Source organism: Chromobacterium rhizoryzae (assembly GCF_020544465.1).
Taxonomy (GTDB): domain Bacteria; phylum Pseudomonadota; class Gammaproteobacteria; order Burkholderiales; family Chromobacteriaceae; genus Chromobacterium.
Genome location: NZ_CP066126.1, coordinates 799,702 through 819,814 on the forward strand (window position 1 = coordinate 799,702; position 20,113 = coordinate 819,814).

Annotated in this window: 18 protein-coding genes; 11 read left to right on the forward strand and 7 right to left on the reverse strand. The window is 65.7% G+C overall.

What is annotated here, in order from left to right; genetic code table 11:
* Nucleotides 1-35: 35 nt before the first annotated feature.
* The 5 genes from JC616_RS03655 to ylqF all read left to right on the forward strand — a co-directional run bounded on the left by JC616_RS03655 (nucleotide 36) and on the right by ylqF (nucleotide 4,295).
* Nucleotides 36-1,655 (forward strand): electron transfer flavoprotein-ubiquinone oxidoreductase, encoded by a 1,620-nt coding sequence (locus JC616_RS03655; RefSeq protein ID WP_227108533.1) that lies wholly within the window; start codon nucleotides 36-38, stop codon nucleotides 1,653-1,655.
* Between the two features lie 287 nt (nucleotides 1,656-1,942).
* Entirely contained in the window at nucleotides 1,943-2,509 is a 567-nt protein-coding gene (locus JC616_RS03660) for a hypothetical protein (protein WP_107798055.1), read from the forward strand.
* Between the two features lie 43 nt (nucleotides 2,510-2,552).
* Complete coding sequence (locus JC616_RS03665) at nucleotides 2,553-2,891, forward strand: DUF4870 family protein (RefSeq protein WP_107801617.1); 339 nt, start codon at nucleotides 2,553-2,555, stop codon at nucleotides 2,889-2,891.
* 251 nt (nucleotides 2,892-3,142) lie between these two features.
* A complete protein-coding gene (locus JC616_RS03670; protein WP_019100859.1) occupies nucleotides 3,143-3,355 on the forward strand; it encodes a DUF3820 family protein in 213 nt (70 codons plus the stop codon).
* Nucleotides 3,356-3,359: 4 nt separating this feature from the next.
* Complete coding sequence (ylqF, locus tag JC616_RS03675) at nucleotides 3,360-4,295, forward strand: ribosome biogenesis GTPase YlqF (RefSeq protein WP_107798056.1); 936 nt, start codon at nucleotides 3,360-3,362, stop codon at nucleotides 4,293-4,295.
* 63 nt (nucleotides 4,296-4,358) lie between these two features.
* Here the strand turns inward: ylqF and JC616_RS03680 are convergent, their stop codons facing one another.
* From JC616_RS03680 to JC616_RS03705, 6 genes are all read right to left on the reverse strand, one after another.
* The gene (locus JC616_RS03680) at nucleotides 4,359-5,045 is read right to left on the reverse strand and encodes a response regulator transcription factor (RefSeq protein WP_227106769.1); all 687 of its coding nucleotides are present in this window, start codon (nucleotides 5,043-5,045) and stop codon (nucleotides 4,359-4,361) included.
* Entirely contained in the window at nucleotides 5,023-6,939 is a 1,917-nt protein-coding gene (locus tag JC616_RS03685) for a sensor histidine kinase (RefSeq protein ID WP_227106771.1), read from the reverse strand. Before JC616_RS03685 ends, JC616_RS03680 begins: the two co-directional genes overlap by 23 nt.
* A gap of 176 nt (nucleotides 6,940-7,115) precedes the next feature.
* Nucleotides 7,116-7,571, reverse strand: a complete 456-nt coding sequence (locus JC616_RS03690) for a DUF3592 domain-containing protein (RefSeq protein ID WP_107798059.1) — start codon at nucleotides 7,569-7,571, stop codon at nucleotides 7,116-7,118.
* Nucleotides 7,568-8,086 (reverse strand): DUF3592 domain-containing protein, encoded by a 519-nt coding sequence (locus tag JC616_RS03695; RefSeq protein ID WP_107798060.1) that lies wholly within the window; start codon nucleotides 8,084-8,086, stop codon nucleotides 7,568-7,570. The genes JC616_RS03690 and JC616_RS03695 overlap by 4 nt, the downstream gene beginning before the upstream one ends.
* 7 nt (nucleotides 8,087-8,093) lie before the next feature.
* Complete coding sequence (ruvX, locus tag JC616_RS03700; RefSeq protein ID WP_107798061.1) at nucleotides 8,094-8,531, reverse strand: Holliday junction resolvase RuvX; 438 nt, start codon at nucleotides 8,529-8,531, stop codon at nucleotides 8,094-8,096.
* Complete coding sequence (locus tag JC616_RS03705) at nucleotides 8,515-9,078, reverse strand: YqgE/AlgH family protein (protein ID WP_107798062.1); 564 nt, start codon at nucleotides 9,076-9,078, stop codon at nucleotides 8,515-8,517. The genes ruvX and JC616_RS03705 overlap by 17 nt, the downstream gene beginning before the upstream one ends.
* Here JC616_RS03705 and smc point away from each other — a divergent pair.
* The 4 genes from smc (at nucleotide 9,077) to JC616_RS03725 (ending at nucleotide 15,094) form a co-directional block, all read left to right on the forward strand.
* Nucleotides 9,077-12,697, forward strand: coding sequence for a chromosome segregation protein SMC (gene smc / locus JC616_RS03710; RefSeq protein ID WP_449727707.1), 3,621 nt, complete (start codon nucleotides 9,077-9,079; stop codon nucleotides 12,695-12,697). The two genes, JC616_RS03705 and smc, sit on opposite strands and share 2 nt — an antisense overlap.
* Nucleotides 12,698-12,762: 65 nt before the next feature.
* Nucleotides 12,763-13,035, forward strand: a complete 273-nt coding sequence (locus tag JC616_RS03715; protein WP_227106775.1) for a hypothetical protein — start codon at nucleotides 12,763-12,765, stop codon at nucleotides 13,033-13,035.
* The gene (locus tag JC616_RS03720; protein WP_227106777.1) at nucleotides 13,032-14,408 is read left to right on the forward strand and encodes an MFS transporter; all 1,377 of its coding nucleotides are present in this window, start codon (nucleotides 13,032-13,034) and stop codon (nucleotides 14,406-14,408) included. Before JC616_RS03715 ends, JC616_RS03720 begins: the two co-directional genes overlap by 4 nt.
* Nucleotides 14,409-14,710: 302 nt before the next feature.
* Nucleotides 14,711-15,094, forward strand: coding sequence for an energy transducer TonB (locus JC616_RS03725; protein ID WP_158274214.1), 384 nt, complete (start codon nucleotides 14,711-14,713; stop codon nucleotides 15,092-15,094).
* Between the two features lie 107 nt (nucleotides 15,095-15,201).
* On the opposite strand, the gene JC616_RS03730 is transcribed toward JC616_RS03725, so the two are convergent.
* Entirely contained in the window at nucleotides 15,202-15,669 is a 468-nt protein-coding gene (locus JC616_RS03730) for a MarR family winged helix-turn-helix transcriptional regulator (protein ID WP_019103187.1), read from the reverse strand.
* Nucleotides 15,670-16,252: 583 nt separating this feature from the next.
* Between JC616_RS03730 and JC616_RS03735 the strand changes: the two genes are divergently transcribed.
* Nucleotides 16,253-17,431, forward strand: coding sequence for a cell division protein ZipA C-terminal FtsZ-binding domain-containing protein (locus JC616_RS03735; protein ID WP_227106779.1), 1,179 nt, complete (start codon nucleotides 16,253-16,255; stop codon nucleotides 17,429-17,431).
* A gap of 127 nt (nucleotides 17,432-17,558) precedes the next feature.
* Entirely contained in the window at nucleotides 17,559-19,970 is a 2,412-nt protein-coding gene (gene ligA / locus JC616_RS03740) for an NAD-dependent DNA ligase LigA (protein ID WP_227106780.1), read from the forward strand.
* Nucleotides 19,971-20,113 lie beyond the last annotated feature (143 nt).

The window sequence follows — 20,113 nt, forward strand, 5'->3', positions numbered from 1 at the left end:
CGCGCGATTAAGGAGATGCAGTGGAACGCGATTACATGGAATACGATGTGGTGATCGTCGGCGGCGGCCCCTCCGGGCTGACCGCGGCGATTCGCCTGAAGCAGCTGGCGGCGGAGCAGGGCCGGGAGATCAGCGTCTGTCTATTGGAGAAGGGCTCGGAAATCGGCGCCCACATCCTGTCCGGCGCGGTGATCGAACCGCGGGTGCTTAATGAGCTGATCCCGGACTGGAAGGAAAAAGGCGCGCCGCTGAACACCGAGGCCAAGTCCGACCGTTTCCTGTTGTTGACCGAAACCGAATCCATTCAGCTGCCGACGCCGCCGCAGATGCACAATCACGGCAACTACATCGTCAGCCTCGGCAATTTCTGTCGCTGGCTCGGCCAGCAGGCCGAGGAACTGGGCGTGGAGATCTACCCCGGCTTCGCCGCCGCCGAAGTGCTCTATCACGAGGACGGCTCGGTCAAGGGCGTGGCCACCGGCGACATGGGCATCGGCAAGGACGGCGAAAAAACCGACGCCTGGCAACCTGGCATGGAGCTGTGGGCCAAGCAGACCATCTTCGCCGAAGGCTGTAGGGGCTCCTTGACCAAGACGCTGTTCGAACGTTTCCGCCTGCACGACGGCGCCGATCCGCAAACCTACGGCATCGGCATCAAGGAATTGTGGGAGGTACGGCCGGAACTGCATCAGCCGGGCAGCATCACCCATACCGTGGGCTGGCCGGTGGACACCGCCACCTACGGCGGCTCCTTCATGTACCACCTGGACAATAATCAGGTGGTGGTCGGCTTCGTCATCGGCCTGGATTACCAGAACCCCTATCTGTCGCCGTTCGATGAATTCCAGCGCTTCAAGACCCATCCGGCCATCCGCAAGGTGTTCGAAGGCGGCCGCCGGCTGTCTTACGGCGCGCGCGCGCTGACCGAGGGCGGCCTGCAAAGCCTGCCGCGGCTGACCTTCCCCGGCGGCCTGCTGGTGGGCGACACCGCCGGCTTCCTCAACGTGCCCAAGATCAAGGGCACCCATACCGCGATGCAGTCGGCGATGCTGGCGGCGGAAGCGGTGTTCGAACTGCTGGGCCAGGAACAGCCGGCGCGCGAAGCCACCGCCTACAGCCAGAAATTCAAGCAGAGCTGGCTGCACGAGGAACTGCACCGGGTGCGCAATATCCGGCCCTCGTTCCGCTGGGGTCTGTGGCCGGCGATGATTTATTCGGCGCTGGACACCTTTTTGTTCCGCGGCAAGGCGCCGTGGACGCTGCGCCACCACCAGGCCGACCATCAGAGCCTGAAGCCGGCCGACGAGTGCGCGCCCATCGCCTATCCCAAGCCGGACGGGGTGTTGACCTTCGACCGCCTGTCCTCGGTGTTCATTTCCAACACCAATCACGGCGAAGACCAGCCGCCGCATCTGAAGCTGAAGGACGCCAGCGTGCCGGTGCAGTTCAATCTGGCCAAGTACGACGCGCCGGAACAACGCTACTGCCCGGCCGGGGTGTATGAGATCGTCGGCCGCGAAGAGGGCGAGCCGCGCTTGCAGATCAACGCGCAGAACTGCGTGCACTGCAAGACCTGCGACATCAAGGACCCGACCCAGAACATCGTCTGGACCGTGCCTGAGGGCGGCGGCGGCCCCAACTATCCCAATATGTAAGCGGGATGGTCTGGCGAAACCCCGGAGCATGCTCCGGGGTTTTTCTTGACAAGCCGGGCCTATTGTTGGCAGCATGCACGACATGACCCAATCTTTCGCCTTCTTCAACAGCTATTTTTATTGGTACCGCACACCGGCGGCGCCAAGGGATGGCTGTGGACTGAAAGATTGACCCAGCACTAGTAAAGATTCCCGATAAATGCCGCCGCGCTACCGGCGGCATTTGTTTTTCCTCCCCGAAATACATGACCTCCGGAAGCCAGGCCAGACCCCAGGAGGTCCGTTCCATGAATGAAGTCAGCGATGCCGCGCAAATCGCGCGCCAGTCTTGGTCCCTGCTGTGTCCCAGCGACGCCGTTCCGGTGAAAGTGTTGACCGACGGCGAACGCTACGCCAACCGCCCGGCGCCGGACGCCGCGTGGATGGCCGCCGCGCGGCGCGACGGCGGCGTGCTGGAAAGCCGGCTGCCGCAGCTGCGCGCGATGGCCATGCTGCTGGCCGCGCAACGCTGGCGCGAACGGAGCGGGGAGACGCCGGCGCAGCTGGCCGACGCGGCGGATTGGCTGGCCGCGCGCATTCTGCTGCTGGGCCTCAGCCACGTGCTGGTGACGGCGGAGAGCTTTGCCCGGCTGGATCTGGCGAACCGCCGCTGCCGCGCCTGGTCGGAACAGATCGGCCTGCCGTTCGCGCCGGCCTTGCCCATTCTGGTGGCGGACGCCGGCGGCGAATCGTGCTTGCAGGCCTGGAGCCGCAGCGCCGAGGTGGCGCTGGCCCTGGCCGGCGGCAGAGGGGAAGCGGCGTTGACGCGGCATTGCGAACAGCGCTTGCAAGCGCTGCTGGCTAGGGTATCTTGATAATTGTTTTGCATAAATTTTGAGCCGGGGAGGCATGATGTCCATGGACGTGATCACGCAAGAAGACGAACGCAAACTGAACAATCTGACCCTGGTGGTCTATATCCTGCAGGCAATCAGCCTGTTTGTCGGCCTGACCGGCTTGGTGGCGGTGATCATCAACTACGTCAAGCGCGACGATGTGCGCGGCACGCGCTATGAAAGCCATTTCAGCTGGCAGATCCGCACCTTCTGGTGGGCCTTGCTCGGCACCGTGTTGGGCGTGGCGCTGGCCTGGATCCTGGTGGGCTTCGTGATTTTGGGCGTTACCTGGGTGTGGTACGTGTACCGCATCGTGCGCGGTTTCCTGAATTTCAACGACGGCAAACCGATGCCGGAGTGAGCGGCCTCCGGACAAAAAGAGCGGGCGCGGGCATATGTTATGCCCGGCGCCCGACAAGGTTCTGCGCGAACCGGAAAATGGGCGGCCGGCGAGCCGCTGGTTTTTGAAAGCCGCCTACATGCTAAACCGCGCGCCTGGCCGCCCCCAGCAAAACCCGGCCGGCGCTTGCGCCATGTCAAGCCAGGGGCGCGGGCATGGCCAGCGGGCCGCGGTTTTGGCACAATGCGCAGGCTGTTTGAACGAGAGGCGCAATGCAAGCCGATGATTTGCAAAGCCTGGTGACCCGGGCCATGCCGTTTGGCAAACACAAGGGCACGCTGATCTGCGACCTGCCCGGCAACTATCTGAACTGGTTCGCCCGCGAAGGCTTTCCTCCCGGCGAAATTGGCCGCCTGCTGCAATTGATGCAGGAGCTGGACCATAATGGCCTAACCTATCTACTTGATCCGATAAGAAAGCGCTAGAAGCATGGCAATCCAATGGTTCCCCGGCCATATGAACAAGGCCCGCAAGGATGTGGCCGAGCGATTGAAAGACATCGACGTGGTCATTGAAATGCTGGACGCGCGGCTGCCGGCTTCCAGCGCCAATCCCATGCTGGCGCGCATGGCCAAGGGCAAGCCGCGGCTGATGATTCTGAACAAACAGGACCTGGCCGACGCCGCCGCCACCCAGCAGTGGCTGGACTGGTATCGCGCCAAGAAAAACACCCAGGCGCTGGGCATGGACGCCGGCGAGCGCGCACCGGCGCAAAAGCTGGTGGCCGCCTGCCGCGAGCTGGCGCCGACGCGCGGCGGCCTGGAAAAGCCGCTGCGGGTGTTGATCTGCGGCATTCCCAATGTGGGCAAGTCCACGCTGATCAACAGCATGAGCAGCCGCAAGGTGGCCAAGACCGGCAATATGCCCGGCGTCACCAAGAACGAGCAGCGCATCATCCTGGCCGACGACGTGGAGTTGTTCGACACCCCGGGCATGCTGTGGCCCAAGATCGAGGTGGAAGAGGGCGGCTACAATCTGGCGGCCAGCGGCGCGGTGGGCCGCAACGCGATGGATGAAGAGGAAGTGGCGTTGGAGCTGCTCAAGTATCTGATGCAGCACTACACGCCGGAGCTGAGCGCGCGCTACAAGCTGGACGACATCGCCGGTCAGCAGGATTGGCAGGTGCTGGAAATGATAGGCCGCAAGCGCGGCGCGGTGCAGTCCGGCGGCAAGATCAATGTGCAGAAGGCGGCCGAGATCGTGCTGACCGATTTCCGCGACGGCAATATCGGCCGCATCACGCTGGAACGGCCGGAAGAATGGCTGGCCTGGGAAAAGCGCGCCAAGGAATTGGCCGCCATCCGCGCCGCCGAACGCGAAGCCCGGCAACAGGAGAGAGACAGCAAGAAGTCCGGCCGCCGCTGAGCCTGCGTCCCTTCTTGCTCCGCCCAAGCGCGGCCCATTGCGGGCCGCGTTTTTTTTGCAGCCTCAAAGCGGCTGGCAGGGCTCGCTGAAACCATAGCCCACGCCCCTGGCCGCCAGGATGGGGTTGTGTTGCGGCGCGATGCCGCTGAGCTTGCGCCGCAGACGGCTGATCAGGGTTTCCAGTCTGCGTTCGTCGTAATGAAGATAATTGGCGCCCAGCGCCTCCGCCAGTTCGCGACGGTGCGCCGGTTCCGGCGCGCGCCGCAGCATCGTGCTCATCACCTGATGTTCCGCATGGGTCAGGTGCAGCTGCTGGCCGTTGGGCGCGGTCAGCGTGCGGTTGGCGGCGTGGTAACGCCAGCCGTCGGCGCGCTCCGCCGCGTCGCCGTCCAGCCGCCGCAGCACGCTGGCCAGCGTGGCCAGCAATTCCGCCAGCGGCGTCGGTTTGACCAGATAGGCGTCGGCACCTTGCTGCAGGCCCTGCACCTTGTCGTCCAGCGCGCCGCGCGCGGTGAGCATGACTTGCCCCAGGCCGGGGTGGCTGGCGCGCAGCCGCCGGCTCAGCGCCATGCCGTCGATATCGGGCAAGCCCAAGTCCAGTATCAGCAGCCGGCAGGGATGTTCGGCCAGATGCCGTTCCAGCTCCTGGCCGCAGGCGAGGCCGGTGGCCTGGTAGCCGCAGCGCTTGAGCTGGAACAGCAGCTCTTCGCGCAGGTCCGGGTTGTCTTCAAGCAAGGCTATGTGCGTCATGAGCGGCTTTCGGTAGATGCAAGATGAAGCTGGCGCCGTGCGGCCAGTGAGGGTCCAGGCCCAGCTCGCCGCCGTGTTGGACGGCGATGCGCCGCGCCAGGTGCAGGCCCAGTCCCAGGCCGGGGCGGTTGCTGGTTTCCGCCAAGCGGGTGAAGCGCTGGAAAATCGCTTCTTCCTGGCCTGGCGCGATGCCGGGGCCGTAGTCGCTGATTTGCCAGACGATGCGGTCGGCGAGGCGGTGGACGCCGATCTGGATGGGCGTGTCCGGGTGCGCGTATTTCAGGGCGTTTTCCATCAGGTTCTGCAGCAGCATCGTCAGCAGTTGGTCGTCGCCGCACAGCGGCATGCGCGCGCCGCCGCTTTGCAGCCAGAAGCGCCGCTGCGCGTCCGCGTCCAGTTGTTCCAGGCTGCGTCGGGTCAGCTCCAGCAAATCCAGCGGGCGGTTGTGCAGGCCGGCGTCGCTCACATCGGCGCGGCCGTGCTGCTCGGCCAGCCGCATCAATTCCTGCATCCGCTGCAAGGCGCGCTGGATGCGTTCGTGGCGCGCCTGCCGCTGCGCCAGCACCGGCGGCGCCGGCGCGTCCTCTTCCAGCAGGCGCAGGCTGCTGCTGGCGGCGTCGATGATGGCCACAGGGGTGCGGATTTCATGGGTGATCATCGCCAGCAGATCGGCCTGCTCTTCGCGCGCCTCGCGCTGACGCAGGCTGTCGGCCTGGGCCTGGCTGGCCTGATGCAGCGCCTCGATGCGTTCGCGCTCCAGCGTGCGCATGCGCAGGAACAGGCCGATGTAGAGCAGAGTGATGGGCGGCAGATCGGCCAGGCGGCCGTATTCCTGGATCCAGGATTGATAGGGGATGTGTCCCAGATGCAATAGCAGCGCGGGGATGTTGAGCGCCAGATTGGTGGGCAGATGCAGCGCGATCAGGCGGTCGCCGCTGTCGTTGCGCCGCCACAGCCGCCAGCAGACCGGCAGGGTCAGCAGATTGATGACGATGATGGCGTAGAGGGTGACCGGAATGCTGTAAGCGAGGCCAAAGGGCCAGAACAAGGCGCACAGCACGGTGGCGGCGCCGGCGGCGGCCTGCAGCTGGTATAGCCGGTAGGTGCGGGGGTAGTCGCGCTTCAGCTCCAGCAGATGGGCGAAATAGGCGCAGCCCAGCATGACGGCGGCGCCCAGACCGACGTAATTGCACAGCAGCGCGATCTGGGGCTGTTCCGGAAACAGCAGCAGGCGGGCCATGCCGTCGGTGGCGAAGCGGTGGCAGGCCACCGCCAGGATGTAGCCGAACAGCTTGGCGTGCTGCGCCCGGCGGGTGATCAGCCAGGCCGCCAGCGCGATCAGCACCATGGTCAGCATATAGCCGTAGATCAGACCCAATTGCAGCAGGCGCTGATTGTTGTGGGCGGCCAGTTCCGCCTCGCTCCACAGGCGCGGCTGCGCGTTCAAGGCCAGCGACTGGACTTTGACGAAGACCGTTTGCTCATGCGGCAGCAGGGAAAAGCTGGCGGCGATCAGCGGCAGCTCCATCGCGGACACCGGACGCCAGGAACCGATGTCCCGTCGTTGCCAACCGCCGTCCGGCAGCCGCTGATACAGGCTTAGCCGCGCCAAATAGCTGGGAATCAGCTCCAGCCAGGGCCGGGGCGGCACATCGCTTAGCTTGAGCCGCAGCCAGCAGGTGTCGTGCCCGTAGCCGCGCGCCAGTTTGCCGTCCGGCAGCGGCTGGAAACGCGTCTGCCAGCCGGCGCTGGCGACGCGGTCTATGTCCAGGCCGGCGTCGGCGCTGCAATAGACGGCGGCGTCCCGTTCGCTGAAGGTCCGGAAGCCGGCATGCGCGACGCCGCCGGCCAAGAGCAGGCACAGCAGCAGCAATGTCGACAGCGCGCGTGTCATCGGGTCAACGGCTCGAAGTTCGGGATTGGGGCGACATTGTGACGGCAATGTCATTTCTTGTCAGCGCTTACGCCAAAAATTAAAACAGATATCGTCGGCGCAATGAAAGATGACTTTGTAATGATAGGCGCAGGCGGACGGTTCTCGCCGTTCGTCGCTTGGGGGCGGGTCCGAATTCAGCGCCGCAGCAAGAACAGGCCGACAAGGACCACCAGCGCGCCAACGGCCTGGGCCAGCCATGCCGACCAGTGTTTGCCCGGCTCCAGGCAGGCTTCTTCGGGATTCTGCGGGTTGTAGAACACCGGCACGGTTTTGCCCGCCGGATAGCGTTGCACGATCTCTCGCGCCTGCTCGTCGCTGCTGCCGTAGCCGGGGTTGGGGAAGCGCAGCCGCTCGGCGCGGTGGACGCCGTCGGCCACGCGGTATTCGTAGCGCACGATGGCGCGGTATTCCCGACGGTCCGAGCTGTCGCCGCCGCGTGCGTGGCGCCAGTCCACTTCGCTGGAGACGATCTTGCCGGCGACGCTGGGCCAGCCGGCGGCTTGCTGGGCCTTGGCGGACTGCTGCCAGAGATAGGCGGAAACGGCCACGCCGATGGCGATGACCAGCAGGGCGATGACTTTTTCGCTCATGGGGCGCGGATGCCTCGGTGAATGCGCCGGCGCGGCAGCGGCAGCTTGGCCCGCAGCCGGTACAGCAGCGCCCAGCCGAATAGCGCGCTCAGCGCCGCCAGGATGAATTTGGCGCTGCCGATATCGCTGTCGCCGCCCTTGATCAGCACGGATTCGGCGGGGCTGCGCGGATTGTAGTAGACGGTGATCGCCTTGCCGGAGGGGAAGCGCCGCGTCAGATCGTCGGCGTTGCTGCGGTCGCCCGGCAGGGCGCCGTCGACGGCGAACAGCCGGTCGCTGTGGTAGACTTGGCCGCGCACCGTGTACAGGTATTGCACATGCGGCTGCCAGTACAGCTGATCGGGATGCTCGTCGCTGGACACCACCAGCATGCGGCTGCTTTCCACGTGGCCCGGCGCGTTGCGCCATTCGCGCAATTGATGGCTGGGCGTCAGCAAGACCGCGATCAAGCCCAGCAGGCTGGCGAGAAAGGCCAGCATCAGCGCGCTGACCCGGGCTTGCGGCGAGAATTTCATGATGGGCTCAGACGGCCTGGCCGGGATGCTCGAACCAGGTCAGCAGAATGGCCTGGGCCGCCACCTGGTCCAGCGCCGGCTTTTGCTTGCGGCCGCGCACGCCGGCTTCTTCTAGCATGGATTCGGCCACCACCGAGGTCAGCCGTTCGTCCACCAGCCACACCGGCAGGCCGTAGCGGCCCTTGAGCCGGTTGGCGAAGCGGCGCGCCAGCTGCGTCATCTGGTGTTCGGTGCCGTCTATGTGCATCGGCAGCCCCACCACCAGCTGCGCCGGCTGCCATTCCGCGATCAAGGCGGCGATGGCGGCGAAGCGCGCGTCGTTGATTTCCGTGTCTATGGTGATGAGCGGGTGGGGAATGCCGAGCAGGGTGTCCCCGACGGCGACGCCGATGCGGCGTTCGCCGAAATCGAATGCCAAAGCACAACCTTCAGGCATGGCCGACATCCGTGGACAAGAGCGAGGGATCGAAGCCCAGCAGCGCCATCGCGGCGTCGTAGCGTTCTTCGCAGGGCAGGCCGAAGATGATGTCCGGCCGGGCCGGCACCGTCAGCCAGCCGTTGTCGGCGATCTCCTGCTCCAGCTGGCCGGCGCTCCAGCCGGAATAGCCCAGGGTGATCAGCATGCGGTCCGGCTGCTTGTGGTTTTCAGACACCGCGATCAACACGTCCTTGGACGTGGTCAGCGCGATGTCGTCGGTGACCAGCAGGCTGGATTGCCAATTGCCCACCGGCATGTGCAGCACGAAACCCCGGTCCGGCTGAACCGGTCCGCCGAAGTAGACCGGCTCGGCGCGCAGCGAGTCGCCGTCCAGCGGCAGATCGATCTGATCGAACAACTGCGCCATGGCGATGCCGGAAGGCTTGTTGACGATCAGGCCCATGGCGCCGTGTTCGCCGTGCTCGCAGACGAAGACCAGCGAGCGCGAGAACAGCGGGTCCGCCATATTGGGCATGGCGATCAAGAATTGATTGGACAACGATAGCGGTTCCATGCGGCCATTATGGCATAAGTCGGCGGGCCGGGTAGATGCGGCTGCGCGACGCGCAACAGGTCCGCGCGCGACGCGCGGCGAAGGCGGGCAACTGCTAAAATGCCGATTTTCGCCCAGCCATTGCGAGGACATTTTGCGTCTCACCCACATCAAGCTTGCCGGTTTCAAGTCATTCGTCGATCCCACCAGCATTGCCGTGCCCGGCCAACTGGTGGCGGTGATCGGCCCCAATGGCTGCGGCAAGTCCAATGTGATAGACGCGGTGCGCTGGGTATTGGGCGAATCCTCGGCCAAGCAGCTGCGCGGCGAATCGATGCAGGACGTGATCTTCAACGGTTCGTCCACGCGCAAGCCGGTCAGCCGCGCCTCGGTGGAACTGGTGTTCGACAACGGCGACGGCGCGCTCACCGGCGCCTGGGGCCAGTACGCGGAAGTGTCGATCAAGCGGGTGCTGACCCGCCAGGGCGAATCCAGCTACTTCATCAACAACCAGCAAGTGCGCCGCCGCGACATCACCGATCTGTTCCTGGGCACCGGCGTGGGCGCGCGCGGCTACGCGGTGATCGAGCAGGGCATGATCTCCCGCATCATCGAAGCGCGGCCGGAAGAACTGCGCGCCTATCTGGAAGAGGCCGCCGGCGTGTCCAAGTACAAGGAACGCCGCCGCGAGACCGAACACCGCATCGCGGACACCCGCGCCAATCTGGAACGCATCGCCGACTTGCGACAAGAGCTGGAACGCCAGGTGGAACGGCTGTCCGAGCAGGCCGAAGTGGCCGCCCAATACCACGATCTGCGCGGCGCGCTGACGCACAAGCAAAACCTGCTGGCCTTGGCGCGGCGCGAAGAGGCCGCGCGCAACGAGGCGGCGGCGCGCGGGGAACTGGCGCGCATAGAAACCGAGGAAGCGGCGCTGGAGGCCGCGGTCACCCATGTGGAGGCCGAGTCCGAAACCGTGCGCGAAAGCCATTTCGCCGCCAGCGACGAAGTGCACGAGGCGCAGCAGCGCTTGTTCGAGGCCAACGCCCAACTGGCGCGGCTGGAAGAGGCTCAGCGCCATCGCGAGCAGAACCGCGCCCGCGTCGACCGCGAATTGGGCGCCGTGCGCACCGAGCGCCAGGTGCTGGCCGAAAGCCGCGGTCAGGTGAAGGCCGAACTGGACGATTGGCTGCCGCGGCGGGAAGAAGCGCAGATGCGGCTGGAAGAGGCGCAGATGACGCTGGAGGACGGCGCCGACGAACTGCCCACCGCCGAGGCGGAATACCGCGCCATCGAACAACAATTGAACGGATTGACCGCGCAGCAGGCCAAGCTCGGCCGCGATCGCGACCTGGCGCGCCAGAACGGCGAGCATCAGCGCCGCAACCTGGAACAACTATCCGGCCGGGAAGACGCATTGCGGCGCGAGCTGAGCGATCTGAACCTGCCGGACCAAGAGAAGCAACAAGCCGCCGCCGCCGAAGCGGAACGCGCGCGCGGCGCGCTGGAAACGGTGCGCAGCCGGCTGGTGGCCGACGAGGCCAAGCAGGCGGACCTGGCGGCCGAGCGGGAAAAACTGGACGAACAACTGGCCGGGCTGCGCAGCGAACAGGCGCGGGCCGAGGCCGAGGCCGCCGCGCTGGCCGGCATGCTGGCGCGCGAGGCGGCCAGCGAACAATTGGACGCCTGGCTGCAGCGCCGCGGCCTGGCCGAGGCGCCGCAGCTGTGGCAAAGCCTGCAGGTGGAGCCCAAGTGGCAGCCGGCGCTGGAGGCGGTGCTGGGCGAGCGCCTGGCCGCGCGCGCCGCCGCGCTGCAAGGAGAACCGCCGCCGGCGGCGCTGGCGCTGGCGGACGGCGCGGCAGCGCGCGATTGGCAGGCCGAGCGTCCGTGGCCGACGTTGCTGCAGCAAGTGCGCGCCGCCCAGCCCTTCCAGGCGGCCTTGCAGGACTGGCTGGCCGGCGTCTACCTGGCCGGCTCGCTGGACGAGGCCTTGGCCATGCGCGGGCAGTTGCCGGCCGGGGCCTGCCTGCTGACGCCGGAGGGCCACCGCGTTTACGCCGCCAGCCTCTGCCTGCACGCCGAAGCCAGCGGCGACGGCCTGATGGCGCGCAAGGCGCTGCTGGAAGCGGCGCAGGCGCGGCTGGACGCCTTGTCGCCGGAAATCGACGCCTTGCAGCGCCGCCGCGAATCCTTGCAAAGCCGCGGCGGCATGCTGGCCGAGGCGGTGCGCGCGCAAAAGGGCGCGCTGACCCGCTTGGAAGCGGAGCTGAACGCGGCGACGCTGGAACACGTCAAGCTGGATCAGGCCGCGCGGCAGGGCGCGGCGCGGCTGGCGGCGATCGAGGCCGAGCGCGGCCGCATCGCCGAAGAGGGCGAACTGGCGCGTCAGAGCATCGCCGAGGCCGAAATGCTGGGCGAAGAGACGGCGCTGACGCTGGAAGAACTGACGGTGCAGCTGGAAGACATGCGGGTGGACCGGCTCAACGCCGAAACCGGCTTGCAACTGGCGCGCAACAAGACCCGCGACGCCGAGCGCATGCTGCACGAGATCAAGCTGGAAATGAGCACCGCCGAGCAGAAGGTGGCGGAGCTGGCGCGGCGCGGCCGCGAACTGGACGAGCGCGACCAGCAACTGGCCGAGCGCCTGGAAACCCTGGCCGAAGAGGCCGAGGCGGTGGAGGAGGCGGTGCCGGAGGAGGCCTTGCAACTGGCCCTGGCCGAGCGGGAACAACGCGAACACAGTCTGGGCGCGGTGCGCGACCGGCTAAACGGCCTGACCGAGAAGCTGCGCGAACTGACCCATCAACAACAGCAAGCCAACGCCGCTTTGCCGGCGCTGCGCGAAGCGCGCTCGGACTGGTTGCTCAAACACCAGGAAGCGCGGCTGGCGATGGAGCGCTTCGCCGAAGAACTGGCCAGCGCCGGCGCCGACGAAGCCGCGCTGATGGCCGATTTGAGCGAGGCGGTGAAACCGAACGCATTGGCCGCCGAGATCGCGCGGCTGGCGCGCGCGCTGGAAGGCCTGGGCGCGGTCAACCTGGCCGCGTTGGAAGAACTGGACGAAGCCCGGAAGCGTGGCGATTACCTGGCGGCTCAGTCCGAGGACCTGAATCAGGCGATGGCCACGCTGGAGGAGGCCATCGCCAAGATAGACGGCGAAACCCGCGAAATGCTGCAAGCCACTTACGACGCGGTCAACGCCAAGATGCGCGAGTTCTTCCCCACGCTGTTTGGCGGCGGCCGCGCCGAACTGGTGCTGACCGGCGAGGACTTGCTGGACGCCGGCGTGCAGATCATCGCCCAGCCGCCGGGCAAGAAGAACAGCACCATTCACCTGCTGTCCGGCGGGGAAAAGGCGTTGACGGCGATGAGCCTGGTGTTCTCGCTGTTCTCTCTGAATCCCGCGCCGTTCTGCCTGTTGGACGAGGTGGACGCGCCGTTGGACGACGCCAATACCAGCCGCTTCTGCGATCTGGTCAAGCAGATGTCGGAGCGCACGCAGTTTCTCTATATTTCCCATAACCGGCTGACCATGGAAATGGCCGAGCAATTGGTGGGCGTCACCATGCAGGAGCAGGGCGTCAGCCGCATTGTGGCGGTGGACATCGTGGAAGCGTTGAAAATGCGGGAAACCGCCTAAAAACCTGTTTACGATCTGCTGCGCGTCGTGGAGCGTTACACGGTGAGTACCGCTTCGAAATGCTCATGTCGCACGCGTACATTCGGCTTTCTCAGCGGTTTTGGCCTTGCCTCGCCCTCGCTGGCGAGCTTTTGAAAAAGCGCTTGGCGCAATGGCAAAGTCCGCTTGGCGTCGGCCAGGTTTTTGTTCGTCATCGTTTAAACAGGCTGGTGAGGACTATTATCGTCAGTTACAGTTTGACGGCGCGCAAACCGGGCCGCGCGCGCGGATGGCATACTGCGCAGCTTCCCGACGGCAGCGGCCGTCGGGCGATATCATTGCTGGATGAATGGGCATGACCGTAAGCATCAAGCGTTGGGAACCTGAAAACCCTATCTTCTGGCTGCGCCGCGGGCGGCGCATCGCCAATCGCAATCTCTGGCTGTCCATCCTGTCGCTGCACCTGAACTTCAATATCTGGATGATGTGGAGCATGGTGGTGGTCAATCTGCCGGCGGTCGGATTCGCGCTCAGCAATCAGCAGCAATTCCTGCTGGTGTCTATCCCGCCGCTGGTCGGCGCCCTGATGCGGCTGCTGTACTCGTGGATCTGGAGCTGGGTGGGCGGCGGCTTGTGGCTGGGCATTTCCACCTTGCTGCTCTTGCTGCCGGCTTTGGGCGTGGCCGCGGTGGTGCAGGACATTTCTACGCCGTTTCCAATCTTGCTGCTGGTGTCCGGCCTGTGCGGCATCGGCGGCGGCGCCAGCGCCTCCCATCTGTCCAATACCAGTTTCTTCTTTCCCAAGGCGGCCAAGGGGCTGGCGATGGGGCTGAACGCGGGCTTGGGGAATTTGGGCGTGTCGGTGGCGCAACTGGCGATTCCGGTGGTCATTCTGCTGCCCTTGTTCGGCGAGGCGGGCGGGCCGCAGATCTGGGGCGTCGGCGGCGTCGTTCACCCGGTGTGGCTGCAGAACGCCGGCTATCTATGGCTGCCCTTCATCGTGGTCATCGCGCTGGCCTGCCTGTTGTACGCGCATGATCTGCCCAAGCTGCGCATCACGCCGCATGACCAGCTGGATGCGATGCGCGACCCGCACACCTGGTATATCTGCCTGCTGTACATGGGCAGCTACGGTACTTTCCTCGGCTTCGCCGCTGCCTTTCCCTTGCTGGCGCGCAATATGTTTCCGCTGGTCGACGTCACCCCTTACGCCTTCATCGGCCCCATGGTCTGCGCCTTGTCGCGGCCGCTGGGCGGCTGGATGGGCGATCACATCGGCGGCGGCATCGCCACCATGCTCAGCAACGGGGTGATGGCGCTGGCCACCGTCGGCGTCTACCTGAGCATGCCCTCCGCCGGCAACGGCGGTTCGTTCTGGTTGTTCCTCGCCATGTTCCAGCTGATCTTCTTCGCCGCGGGCGTCGGCAACGGATCTTCCTTCCAGTTGGCGCCCAAGGTCTTTCTGTTGCAGGCCGGCCAAGGGGCCAAGGCCGCCGGCCTGGACATCGCCGAGGCCTATGCGCGCGGCGGCCGCCGCGGCGCGTCGGCGATGAACGTCAGTTCGGTGATGGCGGCCTTCGGCGGTTTCGTGATTCCCAAATCCTTCGGCAGCGCGCTGGCCGCCTTCGGCAGCTTCCTGCCGGCCTTCGGCATGTTCTTTGTGTTTTATCTGGTGTCCATGCTGGTGGCCTGGTGGCAATACAGCCGGCCGGGCAGCCGGATGCGCTGCTGAGGCGAGCGATGCGCGCGCGGCCTGGATGGGCTTGGGCCTTGCTGGCGTCTTTGCTGCTGCACGCCTTGTTGCTGTTTTGCTGGCGGCCGTTCGCGCCTCGGCCTTCTGCTCGCGCCGCGGTACTGACGCTAAGCCTGCCGGCGCCGCGGGCCGCCGGCGTTCCCGATGGCGTAGGGGCTAGGTTGGACGCGGCCAAAGCGTCGCCGGCCCCGCGCCGCCAATCTCCGCAGTCCAAGCGCCTTCCCATTGCCAAGGCTATTGCGGCGCCGCCGGCTGCGGCCGCGCCGCGGCAGCGTCCATCGTTGCCGACGGCGCTTGGAGGCGGCTCCAGCGTCGTGGAAGGCGAGCCGGCCGGCTCGGCGTCGACGCAAAGCGCTTCCGGCGCGGCAAGGGGCGGCGGACAGGACAGCGTGGCCTTGTATCGCGCCGAATATTTGAACAATCCGCGGCCGGAATATCCGGAGCGGTCGCGGGAGAACGGCGAGCAGGGCACGGTCTTGCTGCGGGTCAGCGTTAGCGCCGCCGGCCGCGCCGGCGAGGTGACGGTGGCGGTCAGCAGCGGCTATCCGCGGCTGGACCGCGCGGCCAAGGCCGCGGTGGAAAGCTGGCGCTTTGCGCCGGCCAAGCGCAATGGCCAGGCGGTGGATTCGGTGTTGACGGTGCCGGTGCGGTTTCAGAGCCCATGAGCCGCGTGCGCGGCCGGCGCTGAAAACGCAATGGCGGCGAGGGGCGGAGCGCATTGCGGGACCGCGCGCCTCGCCGCCGGGTAAAGGCGGTTACGGCAGGAGGAATCCTAAGCCGTGACTTCTTCCTGTTCTTCCAGCGCCAGGCTGAAGCCTTCGCGCAGGCGGCCCAATTCCTGGCAGAAACCGGACAGGTCGTGTTCGCCAAAGCGTTTAAAGGCGATCTGCATATAGTCGATATGAGCGGGGAAGGCCTGGTCGAACAGGCGTTCTCCGTGTTGGGTCAAGGAGACGAACACGCTGCGGCGATCGTTGGGCTGCATGGTGCGGGTAACCAGACCCTTGTCTTCCAGCCGGTCGATGACGCCGGTCAGCGTCCCTTTGGTGATCAACGTGCGGTCGGACAGCTCCTTGCAATTCATGCCCTTGCTGTGGCCCAGCGTGGCGACCACGTCGAATTGCGGCGGAGTCAGGCCCAGCTGACGAATGTGCTGGCTGGCAAACTGTTCGAATGCCTGGTAGGTGCGCGCCAGCTCGTGGACCACCGGAAGGAAACTGGCTTGAGAAGTGTTTTTCATCGATCTATCCCTTGCTTTCCTAAGCAGTGTTTAAGACGATTTGGAATCATTCATTTGCATGAACACGAAATATTCTGGCACGAGATATTTCAGAGCGCCCCTGTCAGAAATGTCATCTACCGGACCTTATGGGCCTGAAAATGACGTTCCGCTTCCATTTGGCTCGCTTGCGGCGGGCCTGACTCGCGGCGCCGAACTGCCGACTGGGGCGATTCGACGCGGTCCGATGGAACCAGCAGGGGCGATTCGGCATCCAATTCAGGTTGCGAACCCGGTTTGAAGCGCCAAATTGCCCGCATCAGCTATCGCCTCGGCTTGATTTAGGCTGGCGGCAAGGCATTTACGGCTAAATTGCCGCCAAATGGTGCGCAAGCTGAGGCTTTCGTTATAATAACCGTGGTCTATCGCCGTTCTCGACTGGCCGAAACGCCAGATTCGAACGGTTTTGTTGCCGAATACTTAAAGGGAGGCTGTCGGCCTGGCTATTGCCGAAAGACGCCGCATCGCGCATTGAAAGATGCGCCGGCGCGCGGCGAGGGGGCTGCCGACGGCTTCGATTATTCGCCTTAATGCGGACTGGCTGATGAGCGAATTACAGATTGGTGTGTTGATACTGGGCGGCGCGGTGATCGCCCTGGTTTACGGATTCAATGCTTTCCAGGAATGGCGTTTTCGCAAGAAGACTCGCCAGGCCTTCACGCGCGGCCACGACGACGTGTTGCTGGACGTGCCCAAGAACAATGTGCGCGACGGCGTGAAGCAGGACAGGATGGAACCGGTGCTGGTGGACGCCGCGCCGGAGCCGGACGATTACGCAGCCGCTTATTTCGAGCCGCACATCCCCGCGGAGCCGGCGCGAGCCGAGACCGAACGCCCGCGCGAAGCGGTTTTCGACGCGGTGCCGGTGGTGGAGGAAGAGGAGGACATCCCGCAGATGGACTCCGCCGACCACCAGGCGCTGGTGGTGGCGATGCTGGATCCGTCGCTGGACTTCATCGCTGAAGTGGTGTTCCACGCGCCGCACGAGCTGGCGGCGATTCCGCGCTTCAACGTGGGCAAGCGCACACAGTTGATCGGCCGCACCGAAAAAGGCCTGTGGAAGCCGGCTGAGGCCTTGCCCGGCACCCGTTACAAGCAGATCAACGTCAGCATGCAGATGGTGGATCGCAGCGGCGCGGTGACCGAACAGGAACTGGCCGGCTTCTGCCAGCAGGTATCGCGCTTTGCCGAGGAGCACGACGCCGCGGTCAGTTTCCCGCAGCGCCAGCAGAAGCTGGTGGCGGCGCGCGAACTGGACCGCTTCTGCGCCGATGTGGACGTGCTGATCGGCATCAACATCGTGCCGCAGGGGCCGATAGAAGGCACGCGTCTGCGCAGCTTCGCCGAGGCCGCCGGCCTGCAGCTGGAGCCGGACGGCGCCTTCCACTATCTGGCGGACTCCGGCAACACCCTGTATTCGCTGATGGCGGCCGACCAGATGCCGTTCACCTTCCACACCTTGCTGGACAAGTCCTTCCCGGCGCTGACGCTGTTGTTCGACGTGCCGCGCGTGGCCGGCGGCGTCGAGGTGTTCGACCGCGCCGTTTACTTCGCGCGCCAGCTGGCGCAAGAGTTCGACGCCCAATTGGTGGACGACAACCGCCGTCCGCTGTCCGACGCCGGCCTGACCCGCATCCGCGACCAGCTGCTGCACATCTACGGCAGCATGGACGACCGCGGCATCGCTCCCGGCAGCGTGGCCGCTTTGAGACTGTTTGCCTGAAACCGGCGGGAAGCCCTGGTGTCGCCTTGCTGTCCAGCCGCTACACTGGGGTGATAAGCCCGCTCGATAATCCTCCGTTTCCAAGGCCGGCGCCACGCCGGCTTTTTCTGTTTGAGTCCGACTGAACATGACCGCCCAAACTCCGCAACAGCGCGTAGCCGAACTGCATCAACTGCTGAACCGCTACGGCCACGAATACTATGTGTTGGACACCCCCACCGTGCCGGACGCCGAATACGACCGCCTGTTCCGCGAGCTGCAACAACTGGAACAGGAGCATCCGGAACTGGCGAGCGCGGATTCGCCCACCCGCCGCGTCGGCGGCATGCCGTTGGACGAATTCCAGCAAGTGACCCACAGCGTGCCCATGCTGTCGCTGTCCAACGCGTTTTCCGATATGCAGCTGAGCGAGCGCGAGCAGCGCCATGAAGAGCTGCTGCAGTTCGACGAGCGGGTGCGCAAAGGGCTGGATCTTGCCGAGGTGGAGTACGCGACCGAGCCCAAGTTCGACGGCCTGGCGATCTCCCTACTTTACCGCGACGGCGTGCTGGTTCAGGCGGCCACCCGCGGCGACGGCGTGACCGGCGAGAACGTCACCGAGAACATCCGCACCGTGCGCGCGATTCCGCTGCGGCTGCCGGCCGGCGCGGCCACGCCCGGCCTGCTGGAAGTGCGCGGCGAGGTGCTGATGCTGAAGCAGGATTTCGACAAGCTCAACAGCGAGCAGGCGGCGCGCGGGGACAAGACCTTCGCCAATCCGCGCAACGCCGCCGCCGGTAGCTTGCGTCAATTGGATTCGCGCATCACCGCTCAGCGCCGGCTGTCCTTCTTCGCCTACGCCATCGCCCAGGTGGAGGGCGCGGACTGGCCGGCCAGCCACAGCGGGGAAATGGCCTGGTTGCGTGCGCTGGGTTTCCCGGTGGTGGCCGAGGACCTGCGGCCGGTGGTGCGCGGCGTGGACGGCTTGATCGCCTATTACGAACAAGTACAGCAGCGCCGCCCCGGCCTGCCTTTCGATATCGACGGCGTGGTGTACAAAGTCAATCAGCGCGCCTTGCAGGACGAACTGGGCTTTGTGTCGCGCGCGCCGCGCTGGGCCATTGCCCACAAATTCCCGGCCGAGGAAGCCTTGACCCAGGTCGAGGCGATCGAGGAGCAGGTGGGCCGCACCGGCGCCATCACCCCGGTGGCGCGGCTGAAGCCGGTGTTCGTCGGCGGCGTCACCGTCACCAACGCCACCTTGCACAATGAGGACGAGGCGAGGCGCAAAGACGTGCGCGTGGGCGACACCGTGATCGTGCGCCGCGCCGGCGACGTGATTCCGGAAGTGGTGTCGGTGGTGATGGAGCGCCGGCCGATGCAGCCGGCCGCGGATGGCGGCTTGTTCGACGAACCGCAATACCCGGCCTACCGGCTGCCCGGCGCCTGTCCGGTATGCGGCAGCCATGTGGTGCGCGAAGAGGGCGAGGCGGTGGCGCGCTGCTCCGGCGGCCTGTCCTGCCGCGCGCAGCGCAGCCAGGCGATCCAGCATTTCGCCGGCCGCCGGATGATGGACATCGACGGCCTGGGCGAACGCTATATCGACAAGCTGGTGGAGTACGACTATGTGCGCGGCGTGGCCGATCTGTACCGGCTGACGCTGGAAGACTTGCTGGAAATGAAGCGCCGCGCCGACGAGGACGAGGACGCGACCCCGGAAACCGTCAAGGCGGGCAAGGTGGCCAGCAAATGGGCGGAAAACCTGATCGAGGCGATCGCCGCCAGCCGGCGGCCGCCGCTGGCGCGGCTGCTGTTCGCGCTGGGCATCCGCCATGTCGGCGAATCCACCGCCAAGACCCTGGCCGATTGGCTGGGGACGATGGCCTTGATCCGTCGTTCCCCGGCGGCCTTGTTCGCCGCGCTGCCGGACATCGGCGACGTGGTGGCGGAATCGCTGGCGGACTTCTTCGCCGAAGCCAATAACGAAGCCGCGCTGGACGCCTTGTTGAGCCATGTGGCGCCGGCCGACGAGCACGCGCCGTCTCCGCGCCTGGCCGAGCGTCTTCAGCCGGCCGTGTTGCTGGCGCGGCTGGACATTCCGCGTCTGACCGAGGTGCGCAGCCAACAGTTGGCGGCGCAGATAGACGGCCTGGCCGCGCTGGCCGGGCGCGAACGGCGCGCGCTGCTGGATCTGGAATTGCCGGCCGAGGTGATCAACGCGCTGGCCGATTGGCTGGACCTGCCGGGCAAGCGAGACAGCCTGCGCGCGCTCGCCGCCCTGGTCGACGAGATGCTGGCGGCGCTGCCGGCGCAAGCGGCGGCGGCCGGCGTGCTGGAAGGCAAGACCCTGGTGCTGACCGGCTCCTTGCCGACGCTGAGCCGCGACCAGGCCAAGGAATTGATAGAAGCCGCCGGCGGCAAGGTGTCCGGCAGCGTGTCCAAGAAAACCCATTACGTGGTGGCGGGGGCGGAAGCCGGCAGCAAGCTGGCCAAGGCGGAAGAGCTGGGCGTGGCGATTCTGGACGAGGCCGGCTTGCAAGCCTTGCTGGCCGGAGAGTGACTTAAGAGCCTGTAGCCTCGGCGGCAAATGTTTTTTGCCACGGAAGCACACGGAAAAACACGGACCAAACCAGAGGCTGCTGTTATTTTCGTGGATTTCGTGGCTAAAGGGTTTGCCTTCCATGCCCTTCCGTGCGCTTCCGT